This is a genomic window from Myroides sp. A21 (assembly GCF_000807225.1).
GTDB classification, from domain to species: Bacteria; Bacteroidota; Bacteroidia; order Flavobacteriales; family Flavobacteriaceae; genus Flavobacterium; species Flavobacterium odoratimimum.
In genome coordinates, this window is record NZ_CP010327.1 from 1,892,363 (window position 1) to 1,912,434 (window position 20,072).

At 32.7% G+C, this 20,072-nt stretch carries 11 protein-coding genes; 7 read left to right on the plus strand and 4 right to left on the minus strand.

Going from position 1 to position 20,072, the window contains the following annotated elements; genetic code table 11:
• Window positions 1–105 precede the first annotated feature (105 nt).
• From MYRA21_RS08650 to MYRA21_RS08660, 3 genes are all read right to left on the minus strand, one after another.
• Window positions 106–777, minus strand: a complete 672-nt coding sequence (locus tag MYRA21_RS08650) for a response regulator (RefSeq protein ID WP_006257311.1) — start codon at window positions 775–777, stop codon at window positions 106–108.
• A complete protein-coding gene (locus MYRA21_RS08655; RefSeq protein WP_006257310.1) occupies window positions 770–2,515 on the minus strand; it encodes a tetratricopeptide repeat-containing sensor histidine kinase in 1,746 nt (581 codons plus the stop codon). Before MYRA21_RS08655 ends, MYRA21_RS08650 begins: the two co-directional genes overlap by 8 nt.
• Before the next feature lie 347 nt (window positions 2,516–2,862).
• Complete coding sequence (locus MYRA21_RS08660) at window positions 2,863–3,198, minus strand: hypothetical protein (protein ID WP_006257309.1); 336 nt, start codon at window positions 3,196–3,198, stop codon at window positions 2,863–2,865.
• 261 nt (window positions 3,199–3,459) lie between these two features.
• Here MYRA21_RS08660 and MYRA21_RS08665 point away from each other — a divergent pair, with 261 nt between their 5' ends.
• The gene (locus tag MYRA21_RS08665) at window positions 3,460–4,392 is read left to right on the plus strand and encodes a hypothetical protein (RefSeq protein ID WP_006257308.1); all 933 of its coding nucleotides are present in this window, start codon (window positions 3,460–3,462) and stop codon (window positions 4,390–4,392) included.
• 490 nt (window positions 4,393–4,882) lie between these two features.
• On the opposite strand, the gene MYRA21_RS08670 is transcribed toward MYRA21_RS08665, so the two are convergent.
• Complete coding sequence (locus tag MYRA21_RS08670) at window positions 4,883–5,671, minus strand: AraC family transcriptional regulator (RefSeq protein ID WP_006257307.1); 789 nt, start codon at window positions 5,669–5,671, stop codon at window positions 4,883–4,885.
• A gap of 130 nt (window positions 5,672–5,801) precedes the next feature.
• On the opposite strand from MYRA21_RS08670, the gene MYRA21_RS08675 reads away from it, so the two are divergent.
• The 6 genes from MYRA21_RS08675 (at window position 5,802) to MYRA21_RS08700 (ending at window position 20,068) form a co-directional block, all read left to right on the plus strand.
• On the plus strand, window positions 5,802–7,139 hold the full coding sequence (locus tag MYRA21_RS08675) for a TolC family protein (RefSeq protein ID WP_006257306.1): 1,338 nt from the start codon (window positions 5,802–5,804) through the stop codon (window positions 7,137–7,139).
• The gene (locus MYRA21_RS08680; RefSeq protein ID WP_006257304.1) at window positions 7,139–8,212 is read left to right on the plus strand and encodes an HlyD family secretion protein; all 1,074 of its coding nucleotides are present in this window, start codon (window positions 7,139–7,141) and stop codon (window positions 8,210–8,212) included. The genes MYRA21_RS08675 and MYRA21_RS08680 overlap by 1 nt, the downstream gene beginning before the upstream one ends.
• On the plus strand, window positions 8,202–9,797 hold the full coding sequence (locus MYRA21_RS08685; RefSeq protein ID WP_006257301.1) for a hypothetical protein: 1,596 nt from the start codon (window positions 8,202–8,204) through the stop codon (window positions 9,795–9,797). The genes MYRA21_RS08680 and MYRA21_RS08685 overlap by 11 nt, the downstream gene beginning before the upstream one ends.
• A 719-nt stretch (window positions 9,798–10,516) precedes the next feature.
• Entirely contained in the window at window positions 10,517–11,947 is a 1,431-nt protein-coding gene (locus tag MYRA21_RS08690; RefSeq protein WP_039328840.1) for a hypothetical protein, read from the plus strand.
• Between the two features lie 4 nt (window positions 11,948–11,951).
• Window positions 11,952–13,184 carry a lamin tail domain-containing protein gene (locus tag MYRA21_RS08695; RefSeq protein WP_039328842.1) on the plus strand — a complete coding sequence of 411 codons (1,233 nt, stop codon included), beginning with the start codon at window positions 11,952–11,954 and terminating at the stop codon, window positions 13,182–13,184.
• Between the two features lie 2 nt (window positions 13,185–13,186).
• Window positions 13,187–20,068, plus strand: a complete 6,882-nt coding sequence (locus MYRA21_RS08700) for an RHS repeat-associated core domain-containing protein (protein WP_039328844.1) — start codon at window positions 13,187–13,189, stop codon at window positions 20,066–20,068.
• Window positions 20,069–20,072: the final 4 nt, after the last annotated feature.

Sequence of the window (20,072 nt, forward strand, 5' to 3'; positions counted from 1 at the left end):
TGACAGTGTTTTACGGAAAACCTCATTTAGTGAATATTTATGTCAAAATGATTGATGAGTATTAGAGTTTACTGTAGTATTTAGCTAATGGAGGAGAGTCCGGGTTTAAATGATTCCCATATCTTTTACAATACCAATAAGGTGTGTTGTGTTTTTAGCATTAAAAGAAACTCTTAAACGGCTTATTCTCTTTTCGATACTACTTGTACTTGCTATCGATAAATTATCTTCTTTAAACTTATGGCTCATTTCACTTTGAGAGTACCCTTCTGCTAGTAGACGGAGAATAGTTAAATCTTCCTCTTGAAGTACTAGTGTGACAGGATTATCTTTTACATCCTTGATATCTGGTGATAGATAAGGTTTTTCCTCTTGTTGGATATAGGTGATAGCCGCTAGTAGTTCTTTAATACTATTTCTCCCTTTGCTGATATAAGCATTGACTTTTAAATCATCTATTAATTCACTTACTTCTATAAATCTGTTTTCTATAGAATAGACAATGATTTTAAGATTGTCATCTTGTTCACGTATTAATTTGATTAAGTCTGCTCCTCCCTTTAGTTTAGTTTCTCTATAGTCTTCTTGAAAAGACAAGTCAGAGATGATTAAATCAAACGGTGAGTTATTGTTCTTAGCACCTTGAATTTTTAGCCAAGCATCATCACAGTATTTAGTACTGTATACTTCGACCTGCGGAATGTTGTCACTTAGGGCTTGTACAATACCAATATTGATACTATCATAATCCTCGACAACTAATATCTTTTTAAACATAATTTTTTTTCGGTAATTGGATATTATACTTTACACCCAGTTTATTAGTTGAATCAAATATAAATGTTCCTCCAATATTAGTAATACGGTTTTCCACATTTGAAAGCCCATTTTTTGATTTAATATCCTCCTGTATGATTCCTACACCGTTATCAGAATAGAATATTTTAAAGTGTTTTTTATCTTCACTGAATTTGAACACTACTATAGTAGCCATACTATGTTTCTTCATATTGACTAATAATTCTTGTATTACTCGATAGATGGTTATCTTTTGATTCTTATCAAGTAAAGAAAAATCAAAGTTGTCAAGCCCTGAGATGATAATCTGGCAGTTAGCAGTAGTGTATTCATTGAATAAATTAGTCAAATGGGTAACAAAGGTTTCATCCGTTGCAATAGAGCTATGTTGCAGAGAAATATTTCTTGCTTTTTTATAGATAGACTCCAGATCAGATAGTAAATGATTCTTTGTTTCTGGAGTTTGAAGATTAAAGTTCTGTGTATACGTTAATGCATTGAATACATCATTCGCTAATTCGTCATGTATCTTTTTAGCAATTTTAGTTTCTGTTAAGTAAGACTGTTGAATCTTATCTAGTCTATGACGATGTTTTATTCTTCTGTAAATAAAAGATGTAATCACTCCACCTGCCAATAAACAAAGAAGACTCACATAAAGAGCATTTTTACTTCTAGCAGATACTAGTTCACTGTGTTGTAAATCAAGTTTTAGCTTAATGTTCTCTTGTTCATGTTGTTCAAAGTCATAACGTATTTTAGCGAATTGATTCTTCGCTTGTTGAGTCTCCGTAGCGATTTCTTTAGAAAGGTCTATATAATCTGCATAATACTTAGAGGGACTGTCTGTACTTGACTTGATGAGGTATTCAAGTGCTTGTAGTTTGTCTTTTTTATTTTTATTAGTTGTAGTGATTTCATAAGCCTTTAAGGCATAGTCATGTGCAGAGTGATAATCTTTATTTAAGGTATAATATTCTGCTAGGTTGATATAGCTTCTATAGATGTCATTTTGATTGATATCGTTTAGTCTTATAGCTAAGGCTTCTTCTAATTCTTTTAATCCTTGTGATTTGTCTTGTAAGTAAAGGGCTTTTCCTAAGTTGTTCAAACATCTTGCTTGTTCTAGAGGCATTTCTTTAAATACATTAGAAGAAAGAATGTCTTGTAAAATATCAATTGCTTTAGTGTATTCTTTTAAACTAATATAATTAGAAGCTATATTGTTATTTATTATAGCTTTGGCTTCAACTGATATATTGGAAATTCTAAGTGACTTATAAGCATATTTATTGGATAAATCATAATCAATTAGCTCTGAGTAGCAGGTTGCTAAAATTGAATATATATAGTTTTTAAAAGTAGGAGATATATTATTAGTTTGGGAAATTTCATTAACAAGTATTTCTTGAGCACTATTGGGATCCCCTGCTATCAAGTATATAGTTGAGATCCTTAAATTATTATAAGTAATACTTTCTGTTTTAGCAAGATGTTTAAATAACTGATTTGATTTTAAATAATTATTAAAAGCGCTGTCTAGTTGATTTAAGTGATAAAGGCTATCAGCTTTTTGCTGATAGTGATATGCACTGTCTAATTTCTTTAAATCAATCACTTTAGTATCATCACTCTTATTACAAGAGCATACTAAAAAGGATAAAATTATTATCCATAAAAAATTCGAGGAATAAGAAGTGAGTAAAGTTCTTTTCATTCTTCGAATTTATAGTTTTTATTTGATGCTTATGGTATTATTTTAGTCTTTTAATTGGTGTACTTCTCCAATCAATACATTCTTGTTCATTCATCCCTTTCGTTTTAACCTCTTTCTTCATCTGAAGTTGATTATCATCTTCATCAATATGCTTGTATCCAATAGTATTACTACTTTTACTGATGTATCATAAATTGGTGCTAATCATATAGTATAAACTATGTTTTAAAAATAAAGTTTAGAGAATAAAAGTTATTCTCTAAACTTGGTAAAATCATTACTGTTTTATAATATATTATAATTGTTTATTTTTCAGTTCATAATTTATTAAATAGTTATATTATTTATTATTTTCTTACAGGTGGTTTAATAGGTGGAACGCCCCAATCATCTTTTTCTATTTCTTGGTCGTTTATATTATTCATTGTTTTTCTTACAGGTGGCTTAATAGGTGGAACGCCCCAATCATCTTTTTCTATTTCTTGGTCGTTTATATTATTCATTATTTTTCTTACAGGTGGTTTAATAGGTGGAACGCCCCAATCATCTTTTTCCATCTCCTGATCCATTCCATTCACTTTAACCTCTTTCTTCATTTGAAGTTGGTTGTCATCTTTATCACAGCTTACCATTGATAATGTGATTACGCCTAATAGCATTGCTACTTTTACTGTTTTTTTCATCTTGTTTAATTATTAAGTTAGATGCGAAAAGCAGTAATACATGCTGAGGGAAGCGAGTTGTTTAAGTGACATAAAATGGCTTCCTTGTTATTTTAGTATCACGAGTAAACAACCCATATAAATGTTTCGTACTTTTGAAACATCACAACACGTATCTGATTTTCGACACAGCAAAGGAAAGGCGACTTTTAGAGTGCAATGTGTTGTAAATCTGATGATTCCGATGATTCTGATAATTCCGTTTTACATTGAATTATAATTATGACCTTACTAACGATTAATGACTATACAGATAGTTTAAAAAAACATATTAATAAAGTTCAAGATTTACCTCAGTACACAGTTCTGTTATCTCCATCACCTGCACAATTGAGAAATTATTGTATTGGACTGTGTAGAGAAGATTTATCTCCTGACGATAAAATAATTCTTAAAGATTTTTTTAGAGGTGATAGCACAGAGCTAAATGATATTGTTAATAGTATTAATAGATTTGAACTAGGATGGTTTAAACCTATTCAGAGTTTTTTAGGCAAAAAAACTGATACATCTAAGAACCATGCTGTACTAGAAATGGTGGCCTTAATGTATGATTATGAACCTAGACCGTATGGTAAGTTTAGAAAAAGTAGTGTAGAGATAGAAGAGGGGAGTGTAGCTGATAATCAAGCTGATTCAATTATTGTTGAAGAGAAAAGAGAAGCAGTAGAAGAGAAAACTATTGAAGATAATATACCACCTGTTCAATCATTTGCAGAATCTCTGCCTACTACTACACCGAAGAATAAATTTAAGCGCAATCTAGTAATTTTCACAGTGATTATAATAGGCTTATTAGGTGTTGGTAGTTTAGTGAGTAGTATGTTATCAAATGATCAATGTATGAAGTGGGAAGGAGATAGATATGTGGCTTATGACTGTGGTGAGGCTACAATAAAGAGTTTTGCAGGGGTAAGTAATGAGCCTGTCCCTTATGATAAAAGCATACTGAAGAATTTTAAACAAATAAGTGTTGATTGTGATACCGAGTTTTTTAGGAAAGGAAAACCGAAGGTATGGTTTGTCAAGACTGGAGAGGGAAAACATGATTATTTTAATAACCCAGGAACAGGGGTACATCCTATCTCTGGTAAGTCTTTAAGACCAATCACGCAATATCATCTAAATAAATACATCTACTCTAAGTGTAAATAAAAAAGAGGTTAGACATCACTAAAGACTGTCTAACCTCTTTTTATTGTAGATTCCGATTATTCCGATACATAATCACCTAAGTTTGATTAATAATTAGCTTTTTGTAAGTACAGAAGAAGTGAAATAAAAGTATTTTAAACAACGGAATAATAAAATCTCTCATTACCGAATTTAAAATAAAGTACTTAAAATTCTATTTCTGATCAGTGTTTATTGATGAGTTAAAGATAGTTTTGTTTTGATCTGCTAGGGGATTGCTTGAGGGGTTCTTGCACATTCCTTCGACAAAAGCACCTTCTAGGTAAGGAAACCCCTAGGAATGTGCTAGCAATCCCCTAAGAAGTGCAAGCGAAACGCTCTTTTCCTATTCATTAACAACGAAATTAAAACGTGTGTATTTATTTAAAGAATTTAATTTTTATTTCTGCTTTAACCTATTCATAAGGATTGAATACTCTAAAGTAAGTAAAAACACAGTATAGTAGAATCACTATTTATTCTTTCTCATCTCTAATGGACGTGTTCCTGTAAACTCACAGAACGCATTGCTAAATGCTCCTAGCGTAACATATCCTACTGTATTGGCTATTTCGCTGACAGAGTGCTCAGTCTTCATCAGTAGTTCTATGGCTTTCACGATACGCAATGCTTTTAAGTATTGTAAGAAGGAGATTTGTAATTCAGCTTGGAAGAGGCGTGATACAGAGCGTTCACTCATATTAAACTTGTTACTGATATCAGTCAATGTTAATGGAAGTCCAAAACTACTGTCTAGATAGTCTGTTATCTTAGTAATGCGTGGATTATCACTAAATGGAAGTTGTAACTGTATATTCTTATTGATAAAAGTGGGTAGAATATTTTTTAAAGCTTGTAGAAAAACAAAATTAGGCGTGTCTTGATTGACCATCTTATCATGCCAACACACCGTATAAGCTATCATCTCTATTAATAGATCTGAAGCGGCATATATCCCTAGTGTAGTATAAAAAGGATCTTTATCATCATCAGAGATATAAAAATACAAGGAGTGAAGAACAGTAGCAGAGTTACTTAATCTCAATATATGTGGTACTCCCTCAGGGATCCAAAAGAAGTACTTCGCTGGTACAACATAAGTGACATTGTCTACAGTCACATAAGTTATCCCTCCTTCTACATATGTGAGTTGTCCTTTTTGATGTTGATGTAAAGGATATCTTTTTGTCGATTTCTCATGATTGATAAATACGCCTTCTTCTATACTATCGATAAACTCTAAGGAATCGATGATCTTCATTGTAGTGTTTCTTTTTAATGAGCGCAAAAGTATATAATGATTTTGTCTGTTTTGAATAAAAAAATGACTATTTAAGAAATACAAGATATATCGTACTCATTTTACTTTTGTCCGATTTTAAAAACAACGTATGAAACTTGGGGATTTCCACTTATTAGCTGTACTCACCAGCTGTGTTACTATGGGGTATTGTCAGAGTACTACTCTATCAATTTCCAACAAGGATACAATACAACTCAGTATTCAAGAGATTTGGGAACAAACAGATCTTGGTAGTAAAAGAAGCTTGATTCAAGCCAAAGAACTACAGATTAGAAAAGAGAATACGGATGATGCACGCATCAGTAGATACCCTGTGTTTAATGCCTTCGGTAAAGCAGAAAAGGCAAGTAATATCCCTGTTTATACAAACGGAATATTTAATAAACCTGAACAACATGATGTGATACATACGCTCTATAATACAGGAGTGTCTATGTACTTAAATCTATATAGTGGCAATAGACAAAATCTAGAAATAGAAGAGCGAAAAACTTTAGAAGCTAAAGCGAATATCGAGGCAGATATGACTAAATCAGAAGTTCGGTTAGAGGCAATCAAGAGTTATTTGGCTTTAGCGAAGCTAACTCGTTTTAAAAAAGTGATTACACAAGATATTGCCGAACATAAAGAGCAGTTAATCGAAATAGAACATTTATATAAGAATGGAGTAGTGTTAAAAAGTGATGTTCTTCGTGCGACTATGGAAATCTCGAAGAGAGAAATGACCTTAGTACAACTCCAAAATGATCTCTCTATAGAAAACCAAAAGCTGGTTATATTGACAGGGCGTAAGGATACAGATTTTATTAAACCACAAGATTCCTTCAATGAAGAGTTATTCTTAGAATCTTATGATGAGGCTTTAGATATTGCCTTAGAACATGGGTTTAAACACCTGCTGTCAGAGGAGAGCTTGGTATTAAGTGAAATCGAACAGAAAAAGGTGAAAGCTAATACTAAACCTAGTATTGGCTTAATAGGAAACTTCACTATGGCTAATCCACAGATATTCTTGTATCCGTATAATCCTAGTTGGTACAGTTTAGGGACTATTGGAGTACAGGTATCATTTCCTATTTCTAATTTATATCAGAATGTACACAAGGTTCGCAGTCGTGCTTTAGAACATGAGAAAGAGGAGTTACAACATCAATATGTACAAGATCAAATAAAAGAAGAGGTACAACAGGCATATTTAAGATATCAAGAATCATTGGTACAGATAGAGGTGTGTACAAAGAATAAAGAATATGCGGCAGAGAATGCACGTATTACTAAGAGTACTTATTTTAATAAAATTTCTTTGCTTACAGATTTATTAGATGCTGATGTACAACATTTACAAACACAATTTGAACTAGAAGCTGCCAAGTTAGACAGCATTTATAAATACTATACTCTTCAATTCGCTAAAGGCTTATTATAATGGATATTAAAACTCGTATTAAAATTACAGATCGCCTAATCACACGTATTACGCGCTATCTAGCTTCTATTATTATTTTGATAGGAAGTCTTTGGGGAATTCACACACTATGGATGTATTGGAAATATGAACAAACCAATGATGCTCAAGTACAAGAGTATATTAATCCTGTTATTTCTAGAGTAGGAGGATTCTTAACAGAAGTGCGCTTTGAGGAGAATCAAATAGTGAATAAAGGAGATACACTATTAGTGGTAGATAATCGAGAGTACACTTATGATCAAGCGACTACTTCTGCTGAGATAGCGAAACAGTATGCATTGATAAAGGAATTAGATGCGCGACAATATACATTGTCTCAAACTGCTGCTGCTGCAAAGAGCCAAATCCAAGGGAGAGAATCTAAATATCATCAACAGGAGTTGGATTATCAGCGATATAAGAAACTCTATGAAGAAGATGCAGCTACTGCACAAATGCTAGAGGAGAAGCAGGCACAATTAAATATAGGACAGAGTGATTATAATACTAGTGTAGAGCACGCTCGAGCTGCTACAGCTAGTATAGCAGATATTGAAGCACAGAAACAAGTTTTATTAAAAGAGATTACTCGATTACAAGAACTTGAGAAGTATAAGAATCTGACTGTAGGTTATACCGTTATCACCGCACCTTATAGAGGGAGAATGGGGAAGAGGAGCATAGACTTAGGTCAGATGATTTCTGTAGGGCAGGTGCTTACCTATATCGTTAATGACGAAACACCGAAGTGGATTATTGCTAATTTTAAAGAAACACAAATACGCAATATACAGATAGGGCATCAGGTAGAGGTAGTCGCAGATGCCTATCCTGATAGGCAGTTTATAGGAAAGGTTATTTCTATAGCCCCAGCTACAGGTTCTAGTTTTTCTTTATTACCACCAGATAATGCCACAGGTAACTTTGTAAAGATTGTACAGCGTATTCCTGTACGTATAGAAATAATATCACCTGCTGATTCGGAAGAATTATTAAAAGCGGGGATGAATGTCAATGTTTTTATAGCTAAAAAACAATCTAATGCAAAATAACGAAGCGTCTCAGTTATTCGTTGATTGGATTCCAGAGTGGATGATACACGTCATTCTTTTTGTACTTTTAATGCCGAGTATTGTCTTGTTTTTTCTGCCAGCTGCTAATGCTACAGCAGCTGCAGGATACTTTGGATGTGATCCACGAGACATTCAGTTTTCTGTATCTCTATTGTATGCAGGTTTTGTCTCTTTTTATAGTTTAGAACGACGTTTCTTTACGTATTTAGCGACTAAAGAATACTTTATTCTATTTAATGTATTACAGATAGTAGGCTGTATAGTACTGTATAATGTACAAGCGCTATGCATTGTTTTTCCTGTTCGCTTTTTACAAGGAATGTTATTTGCTAGTACAGTTAATCTATCTATTTCTACATTATATGTCCGTTTAGATAGTTCTAAAGCTAGGGAGATTAGCTTCTCGTGCTTCTACGGTATTTTGATTTGTGCAACACCCTTTAATCAATTAATTACTTCAGATTTAGTTGATCAGTACGATTATTCCTTTTTGTATAAGATAGCTTCTTTTTCTTTTATACCAGGGTTAATATTAATTATGCTGACTATGCGCTTTGTACGTCTCCAGCGTAAGTTGCCATTGTATAGCTTAGATTGGGAGAGCTTTGTGTTATTTGCTGTAGTGGTAGTACTGTTCGGATATCTTACTATTTATGGGCAACAGTATTATTGGTTTGCTGATCGCGATATTCGTTTAATAGGATTGACGATCTTGATTACCTTATTCTTCTTTGTATGGAGACAAAAGCATCTGAAGAGACCTTATATTAATTGGCATGTATGGAAGTACCGCAACTTTAAGATAGGGTTATTCTTATTGTTTATTCTTTATATCTGTCGTTTTGCATCAGGGATTACAAATACACATTTTATTAACTCACTTCATTTAGACCCGAGACACCTTTCTTATCTAAATAGCTTTAATCTAATAGGACTTGTGACAGGAGTGATACTTGCATGTGTTTGGTTGATTAATCGTCGCCCTATGCGCTTTATATGGAGTCTAGGATTTATTGCGCTGTTTTTGTTTCACGTGGGGATGTATATGCAGTTTGCCCCTAGTGCTAATCCAGATGATTATTATCTTCTTTTGTTTTGTCAAGGTTTAGGAGTAGGAGTGTTAATGGTGCCTATTATAGTTTATTGTGTTACTTCAGTACCTGTATCACTTAGTGCTTCTGCAGCAGCTGTATGTTTAGGTGTACGCTACTTTGGTTATACATGTAGTATAGCGATTATGAATTATTATAGTTTGTACAGTTCTAATCGTCATTTAAGTCGTTTCTCAGATTATTTAAATATAGCTAATCCTATACTAGAGACTAAGCTTACTCAGAATACTATGAAGTTAAAAAGTAGAGGTATGCCCAGTTCTATAGCTGAGAAAGCAAGTGAAAAGATAATGTTATCTGATCTTAGCAAACAAATAGAGTTGAGGTATGCAATGGATTATTTCGAGATACTTAGTTTACTTTTATTAGTGATTATAATCTTAGTACTCTTCACGCCTTATTTAAGTAAAACATGGGTTTACTTAAAATCAAAAAGTGTTTCACCCTTTTAGTTTTATATTTTTTTTCAAAAAAGTAGGAGAGTCGTCTAGTACTCTTCTGCTTTTTAGTTATGGTCAAAAAAAAAATCCTAAGCGTTAACTTAGGATTTTTTTGTACTCCCAAAGGGACAAATATCGAACAATTTTATTAAAGACTTAGATAGTTTAGCAACAATTCTATAGAATAAAAAGACAAAATACTTTATTGCAAATAGGAAAATTATCATTTTGTGTAGTTTCCCTATTTAATTTATGATGGTTACCGTTTAAACTATCAAAAAATAATTTTAAAAATTAATAGGAAAAAATACTTAGTGTGGCTTATATAGGTGGTTTTATTTTAGTTGCTTAATGTGTTTTAAATCAATGAATTGTGATTTTGATAATTAAATGTTTGAATATGTTAATTTGTGTTTTTTTAAAAAGTATGATATAGTTATAAAATTAACAGTTAAATAATTGTTGTTGTTATTTTAACTGTATTTTGATACTTGTATTATCTTATTTTAATATTAAAATTATTTATAAATCATCATAATAAGTTGGTTATTCAAATAATATTAAGAAATTTTTATTTTAATATTTTGTTAATTAAACTTAACGTATTAAGTTCGTTATCAGAAAGAGGAAGTCGAATAAATATTTCAATTCGTAGCATTTTAGATGTATAATCATGCAGGTTATTAAAATCCTGTCTTCCTCTTTTCTTTTTCATCTTAACATTTCTTATTATGGATAGAAAGAAGTTTATATTAAGTAGTTCATTCTTTCTATTGGGGATGAATTTTCTAAAAGCATCTACGCTTATACCTTCCAGTTGTTTTCAAGAACCTATTAAAGGTAACACTAACATTAATCTTTTACTTAAAAAGGCTGCTGATTTGCGTAAAAGCAATTTTGTAAAAAAGCAAAATAAAGGAGCTATGAGTAGAAGAATGTTTTTTTCTTCTCCAATTAATGGTACGAATAATATTTATGCTATTTATGATCAAATTTTAGAAGATAGTCCTACTGAAATACGTGCTTATAATGGTAAACGTAAGTTAATGCTTCAAGAATCAGAGTCAGTCCTTGATATTGTTAATATGTACTTAAAAGGGGTGGAGTTAAATAGTCATGATGCACTTTTTAAAGATAGGTTAGCTAAGGAATATTTACGAGTTCTAACAGGTAGTTTTAAGTCTATTAAGAGTTTGCCTAGTCCTTTAAATAATAAAAAGAAACTATTAGATGCGATAGAAAAATATTATGTAGAGGCAATAGCATTAGATAGCAATAATCAGCAGCTATTGGTTCAATTAGAAAAGCTTAGAGAATTAAAAGGATTAGGTTTTTTTGAGGTAGATAGTCGTAAGAATAAACAGCTAAAAAACAGAAAAAAAGCCAATAAAGCTTTGGTACGAAACGAGAATCGTTTGATGACAAGTAATGATCACTTAAAAAAAATAAAACGTTTAAATGCTAGAAATATAGATGATTATAGAAATAGTGAATTACAGCTTAGTGAAAAAAAATACATTAAAAGTCTTCAGAAAGAAAAAAACTACGCAAAAGCCGTAGAAGAGTCTGTGAAGTATTATAAACGAAACCCTGAGGATGTAGATGGATTGAAGTTGGTACGTATAACACTAAAGAAGAATAAACGCTATGATCTATTAGAATCCATAGAACGAGATAATAATAAAAGGCAAAATACATTATGGTCTCATATAGCACTGTTTAACGTACTTATGAAAAGGATAGAGCTAACACGAAGTAAGAATTATACAGAACTAGATACTATTCTTTTAAATGCAAAAAAGTTAGCAGAGTTTAATAATGAGAAGTTTGAGCTCAAGTGTAAAGAACTTTTTCTAGGAATTTATAAGAAAACACCTTCAATGTCTCAACAATTGTTAGAATACGGACAAGAGTTAGTAGGTCTGAGGGTACCTTATCGAATAGATCGTTATACTAGATTATGCGTAGACTATTATATGTCTATAGGAGAGATAGATAAAGCCTTAACAGCTATCGATATAGTGGTGAGCTTAAATACAGACTCACAGTTAGAAGATGGTATTTTAGATACATTAAAGCGTATAGCAGAGTTTAGAGAAAAGACTATAGAAGGACAAGATGAAGAACTTATCTTCTTAAAACAAAAAATATTAAATGCTTAGGGTTATGAATAAAGTTATATTAAAAGTATGCCTAAGTATTAGTTTGTTACTTAGTATACAGGAATGCTTAGGACAAATAGCTATCACGGAAGTATTATATGATACTGCGTTTGATGAGCAACCAGCAACTTTCATGAAGGGGCATACGCGAAATTACTATACATTTAAAGATAAAGCACATCACTTAGGGGAATATATTGAACTTTATAATTATACAACAGAGGATATACCGTTAAAAGGATGGTTTATTTATGATAATGCAAGTAAATATAATTTACCAGAAGATATTGTTTTAAAATCTCAAGAATACTTAATAATAGCCTATCGAGATCTTGAAAATAAGAAAGATATCGGAGATTATTTTTCTATTTTTTATCCTACAGTTAAAAATAAGAGAGGTAAGGTCATTTATCAAGATTATATGATTCTCAATAATAAAAAAGACGACATAGCTTTATTTACGAAAAGTTTAGCAGGAATTGACTTAAACAGAGAATTTTTGATTGATCGTGTGAAATGGGATAATACAGGTCAACAAAAAAGTAGTAATGAATTAAGAGATAAAGGATATAAAAGTTTAAATAATAGAAACTTTTATGTGAATTCGCTTCAGTTAGAGGCAAATGGGAGATATGTTGAGAAATCAGCTACTCCATTTACAGCTACCTATCTACCCAAAACACAAAGGTTATTAGATATTCCAATAGTTCAAGAAGCATTATTAGAGAATGTGGCTAAGTATGATTGGTCTGCTTACGTAAATGAACTCATTATGCAAATATGTAATTTAAATATTTCATTAGTTCAGCAATTTCCTAAAGGGAATTATAGTAAAGGAGAACTATGTTTCATACATGACGCAGCTGGAAACTATCTAAGAACAGAGGTATGTAGAACATCTAAAGTAATGAGTACTCCAATTATTAAAACTAACATAATAGATGAGATCGAAAAAAAGACAATACCTAAAACTATTAGTGAGTACCGAGATTATATCGTAGTATATCCTAATCCTACTTCAGGTAAAATAAAAGTGAGTATCGATGAAGTAATACGTGGTAAAATTGTTAAGACAGAAGTGTTTAGCGTTACAGGAGCTTCAATCCTATCAAAGGAGGTAGAGTATAAGCAAATGGAGGTCGCTATAGATATTACGTCATACCCTGTAGGGGTTTATATCCTTAAGTTTAGTCTACTTACAGGAGAATCATTTAGTGTTAATGTTATAAAGAAATAAATATGTTAAAATATATAAAGACTTTATACGTCATATTATTTTTGGTCTTGTCTAATTCTATTCTAGCTCAGAATGGAGAGGTTTCACTTGTATTTGATACATCTGGATATCAAAAGGACCAAAATAATCAAAGAGCCTTTAGTGCGCCAATAACTAAAGATAATACGATTGCTTCTATTAAGGGAGAGGGAACGGTTGGAAGTACTGGAGGATTTAATTATGTAGTACCTATTGATGTGGTGCAAGGGGTGAATGATTTTCAGCCTAATTTATCTATTGTTTACAATAGCCATAGTGGTAATGGTGTCGCAGGATGGGGATGGAATATATCAGGTCTATCTATTATTAGTGTTGGATCTAAGAGTAAAGAGTTAGATGACAGTAATAGACCAGTACAGTATGACGGTAAGGATCCTTATTACTTAGATGGAGCACGTCTATTATCTGCTGATGGAGTAAACTTTAAAACACTTTTATACTCTGAAATTAAAATTCAAAAGGTTAATAAGGATGACTTTAGTTTTATTGTATATTATCCAAATGGCAAGATCGCTAAGTATAAGACTGTTAGTAATAGTGGTGAAGCATTAAGAGAAACACACATGATCAGTGAGATGAGCGATGCTAATGGTAATAAAATACAGTATGAGTACTTCGTAGAAACGGATAATATTTATCTGAGTAAGATTACCTATGGACATAGTACAGCAAGGAATTGTATAAAATTTAACTATAAGAATAGAAAGGTATCCCAAGCTAAGTATCAAAGAGGAAGGACTGCATTTAATAAGAAAGTATTGAGTGATATCGTGGTATGTACTCCAGGTAATGAGAATGGTGTGTATAAGAAATATAATTTGACATACGATTTTATTCACCAGAATAGTATAGAACGATTAATTAAAATAGAAGTACAGAACTCAAGAGGAGAGTTGTTAAACCCACTTCGTTTTACTTATACCACTGATAAATCTAAGGGAGTTCTAGATTATAAATATGAGAGGTTTAGCTATTTAAATGATATAAGAGGTATTGGAGATATTGTAGTGGGGGATTTTATGGCTACGGGAAAATTAACTCCGGTTTATGAAATAGAGGTATTGAATTCACATAAGAGCAATAAACCAAGATTAATAAAACTTTGGAATACTGGTAAAGGTGAAGTTGAGAAGTATGAAAATCAAAATAAAAGATTGTATTCTGGTAAAGCATTGGTTGATAAGACTGTTGATGGAAAAACTGAAAGGATTATTTCACATGGAGATTTATTATTGACCTTAAAATCTGATTATTCTAAGAATGATAGAGATGAGTACGTTCTAAGTTTTTATGATCTAAGTGGAACAAGTAACTATAAAGACCAGAGTTATGTTAAATTTTCTTTACCTGGAATTATAGTAGAGAATGACTATACTTATGTGAATGTTCCAGAAAAAGATTGGCAAGGTAAACCTACTGCATGGACAAAGAAAGAAAAAAAGTATAGTTCTAAAGATATAGAGTATCCTCATAATACTTTAAAAAGTACTAATATTAGAGATAAGAAGCATCGTAAGATATTATTAGCTGATTTTAATAATGATGGATTAGTAGATTTGTTGATTTTCTCTCCTAAAGGAGTGGATAAAAACTCAAGAGCAACGTTCCATTTTTATGAAATAGGTAAAATAGAGAGACATCAACAACAGATAGAGTTAAAAGAGTTAAAGTATAACTCAGATGTGAAATTTGAAGAAGATACCAATGTGTATCCTATAGATTTTGATGGAGATGGTTTAGCTGATTTTATGACTGTTACCGATAAAGGAGAGTTACAAATGTTAAAATTAGATTCTGAGAATCTAAGTATATCTAAAATTTATATAGGTATTGATAAATTAGATAATTTTACTAAGAAGACTCCTATCATATTCGGTGATTTTAATGGTGATGGATTAACAGATTTTATAGTTCCAGATAAAGTGTATGATTTAGATAAATCAGATGCAAAATCAGAATTGACTAAAATGAGTAGAGATAAACTCGAGTGGTGGTCTTATATTTCTACAGGAAAACAATTAATAAAAGAAAAGAAAGACTTTACAGAACAAAAACTAGCATATATAACTCCTTCTCAGCATCATGATATTAAAAGGTCTAGTGGTTGGGATAAGTTTTGGTCAGGTACTCCAGATAAGTATAGAGGAACTGAATATGGCACATCTAATATTATGGCGATCGATGTTAATGGAGATGGTGTGACAGACCTAGTGTCTTTTAGAAAGTTTGGAAAACTGAGATATGAAGAAAATTTAACTAGAACAAAATATGATAAAGATATAGGATTCGAATCTCCTTTAAAAGAGAGAGACGGAATACAATTTTATATAGTGAATAGCACAAGTAATGGTGATTTTAAAGTAAGTAGCTCTCCTGTCCGAAATGAAAAAGGAGAAGCTGGTTTTTCTCTTGCTACTACTAATATATCGCCATTTTCTTTGATCCTAAATAAATCAGATTTTAATAGTCTAAATGCATATAAGAATGGTATTATTATACACGACCCTATTGAGAGACGTGAGATTCATTATACGATAGATAATGATGGCTTTGTAGAAGGACAGCTTAGTGCAGTAGACAATGGCGCAGGTAGTGTACTTAATGTTGAATATAGACCTATGTCAGAGGATAATAATACAAAGGACGAGAAGATATATACATTTAGTAATTTAAACCTGCCTTATCCATATTATGTTCACAAGAGCAATGGTGGGTTTAGATTAGTACATAAGATACACAGCTTAACTAGTGATAAAATATTGACAAAAGAATATAGATATCACAATGGTATTCAACACCTGCAAGGGAAAGGATTTATTGGATTTCAGCAGACGAAGTCCAGTGAAACATACGAAAGCGAGTTAAAAAGTGATGGAAAGTATCGTATTAAGGATTTTTCGAAAGGCATGTTTTGGAGAATAAATACATATGATCCATTAATGGATAACGTACAGATTAGTGCTACTTATGGTAGTTTATCTGAAAAAGCACTGTTTAGTAAATCTACAGTTATTAATAAACGATACGACAAAGGGAATAAAAGTTATATTATCGTACCGATACAAGAGACAATGTATGATTACTTAAATGGCTTCGAGACGTCTAAGACGAATTGGTATGAGAGTGGAGCATCAACATTCTATTTGACTAAAGCAGAGACTAACTATTATAGTCCTTCTTTAAATGGTTCTAGCAGAACTCTATCAGGTAGTAAAATAGAAGAGTTCTCTTACTTACCTAAGTTTACAGATAGTGAGTCAGGTGCGATATTTTATGGGCTGTTTAGTGAGGTAAAGACTACATCTAGAAGAGGTAATGACAGTTTTAGTTCTAAGGAGGTCTTTAAGTATAATACAAAAGGAGCTGTTAGTTCTAGTCAAAAGTATGGTAATGGAACAGCAGCAATAACGACAGAATACGAGTATTACGATTTTGGAGGAGTAAAGAAGGAAAAGGTGTTCACTGCTGGTATAGCTCCATTAGTAACGTCTTATGAGTATGATAATAGTAAGCGTTTTGTCATTCGTACAGTAGCTCCAGATGGATTAGTGAGTACTAGTGTGGTAGATACTTATGGAAAAGTGCTATCTAGTACAGATGGACTAGGTAGAAGTACAAAATTTAATTATGACAGCTGGGATAATGCTATTACAGTGACTGATTATCTAGGTAATAAAGTAATGACTACACGTTCTAACAGTACTGCTAAAGGGGGTAAGTATGATGTGACTGTTACGGGAGCAGATGGAAGTGTATCAATCACCTCTTATGATGTATTAGATAGGGTAATCCAAACTAGAGTAAAGACTCTAAATAACAAATGGTCTACCACGCGTACAGAGTATGATGTATTTGGCAATGTTGTACGCAGTAGTCAGCCGTATTATGAAGGAGAGAATGTAAAATGGAACAGTACTGTGTATGATAGGCTACAACGACCTGTGTTAATCGTAGATTATAAAGGACGTGAGTTTAAGACCTGTTATGAGAAGAATAAGGTAACTGTAGAGGATGGTCATAAAAAGATGAGTAAATGGGTGGATGCTCAAGGATATGTAATCAAAACACAAGATCAAGGAGGAGTTATACTTAATACCTATTATGCTAATGGAAGTCTAAAAGAGGCAAATTATGACGGAATCAGAACTAGTATTTCTATTGATGGTTGGGGTAATAAGACACAATTAGTAGATCCTTCTGCTGGTACTTATACTTATGCTTATGACAATCTAAGTCGTTTACTAAAAACAACCACTCCTAATGGTGGACAGACTACTTATACTTACGACGAACTAGGTAGAACAAAAGAAGAAAAAACAGTAGGAGGCAAAGAAGAAAATACGAATATTGCTATTAAATATAGTTATGATGAACGTACTAAGTTACCAAATTCAGTAAGTGGTAATTACAATGGACAACAATTTAGTTATACAACTAATTATGATAAATATGGAAGAGTCTTAGGTAAGATAGAGAATACCCCTAAGTTTATTTATAGCAATACCTATCTGTATGATCAATTAGGTAGAGTGGATGAAGTTAATATAAGCACAGCACTTAAGGATAGTGGAGTAACTTCATCCTCTAAAGTCGTTAATGTATATGATAGCAGTGGTATCTTAAAAATGCAGAAAGACGGTAGAGGAGGGAATGCTATTACGATTTGGGATATTCAAGATGTAATGGCTAATGGCTCTGCTAAAAAAGTGGCGTATGGAAATGGATTTAGTGTAGAGAATTCTTATAGTCCTAATGAGTATTTATCGAATATAAGACACAGTCGGAGTGGTCATTCTTTAGTCGATATAGGATATAACTATAATGAAAAAAGAGGAACATTATCAACGCGAAATGATAAAGTATTTGGCAAAAATGAGAGTTATACTTACGATGATCTAGATAGATTATTAACAGAGAGTACGAATGGTACATTAGTGAATGAGTATACTTATGACCCTAGAGGACGAATTACGTCTAATACTGAGGTAGGAAAGTACAACTATAACTCGTCAGACTATCGACTGCAGAGTATCAACTTTAATGACAAAGGAAGTAAACTAGTACAAGATAGGGGATTCGCTGTAGTGAAGTACAATATGTTTAAGTCTCCTAACGAAGTTTATTTAGAGAAGAAGGGAAGAATTAATTATGAGTTTTCTATCTTAAAGAGTAGATATGCGGCTTACTTTGGCAGTACGGATGAAAAATCGAAACAACCCATACAGAAGTATTATTCTGCTGATAAGGCAATTGAAATAGTTGTTACGAAAGACAAAACACAGATAATTACTTATGTGACAGGAGACCCTTATAGTGCTAACTATATCAAAATAGATGAAGTTAAAGGTACTAGTATAAATAATTCAAAATGGTATTATCTGCATAGAGACAATCAAGGAAGTATAGTAGCGATATCTGATAGCAATGGGAATAATATAGAACAGCGCTACTTCGACGCTTGGGGTAATCTTAAGGGTGCTAAGATAAAAGGAGCTAATCAAACTATAAATGCGTTAGGATGGACAGCAGCACTACTAATAGATAGGGGATATACAGGACATGAACACTTGTACACTGTGGGATTAATCCATATGAATGGACGTATCTATGATCCTGCATTGAGACGATTTTTATCTCCTGATAATTATGTACAAGATAATACGAGTACACAAAGTTATAATCGCTATGGTTATGTGTTAAATAATCCGTTACTTTATACTGACCCTAGTGGAGAGTTTATCCCTTTAGTTACAGCTATAGTTGTAGGAGTAGCTATAGCAGTAGGAACTACAGCTATTATTAATATCGCTAATGGAGTACCATTCTGGTATGGTATGGGTAAATCTGCGGCTATGGGGGCTTTAAGTGGAGCGATATCCTTTGGGATAGGATCTGCCGTCTCTTCACTAACTAGTACCGTAAGCTTCTTTGCCCAGGCTGGTATGCATGGTGTATCAGGTGGGCTGATGAGTGAGTTAGATGGTGGTAAGTTTATCTCTGGCTTTGCTAGTGGAGCGATTAGCTCGATGATATCCAGTGGTATCGGTAAATTAGGACCAAAGACAGATGCTAATGGTAACATCATCAAAGAAGGTGTATTAAGCGCTAGTGATACTAAGGCAATGATGATAGTAGGTGGTGGATTATCAGGAGGTATATCTTCTAGTATAGCAGGAGGAGACTTTATGAAGGGCATGCAGCAAGGACTGATCACCAGTGGGCTAAATCATGCGATGCATGAGGCGACTTCTGGATGGGATCAGGATCCACCTTCTAAAGAATCAAGTTCTTCAAATGATTTATGGGATAAAATAGTTAGTGCTTGGGCTGATTTTACAGGAGGAAGTGAGGCAACTCGAGTACACTCTGAAGCGATGTCTTTATCTACAAGTTCAACAGGAGGAGTGGATTGGGCAGGGTATGGTGCCTATACATTAATGATGGAGAAAGCCTCTAATCCTGGAAATTTAGAAATGGGAAGAGGATTGTTTGGTAGGACTTCTATTGCTGGTGGAGGAGTAACTGCTAGACTACAGAAATACGTTACAAAAGCAGCTAACAGAATTGATGCCCTAGGAGATTTGGCTTTTACTAATAAACAGTTAGCTGCAATTCAAAGAAAGCCTTCTTTAAGAGCAATGTATAGAGGAAACCGTATTGATGTATTAGCTAGAAGTTATATTGAAAAAGATAGATCTTTAAGGCATCTTAAAAGCAATTATTCAAAGGGTCCGGATTTTGTTGATCCAAAAACAGGTCAATGGTGGGATATGACTACACCTGGTCAATGGCAAAAACATGTTAATCAGTATGGGCCAGGAGGGACATTATTGAATACAAAATAGAATT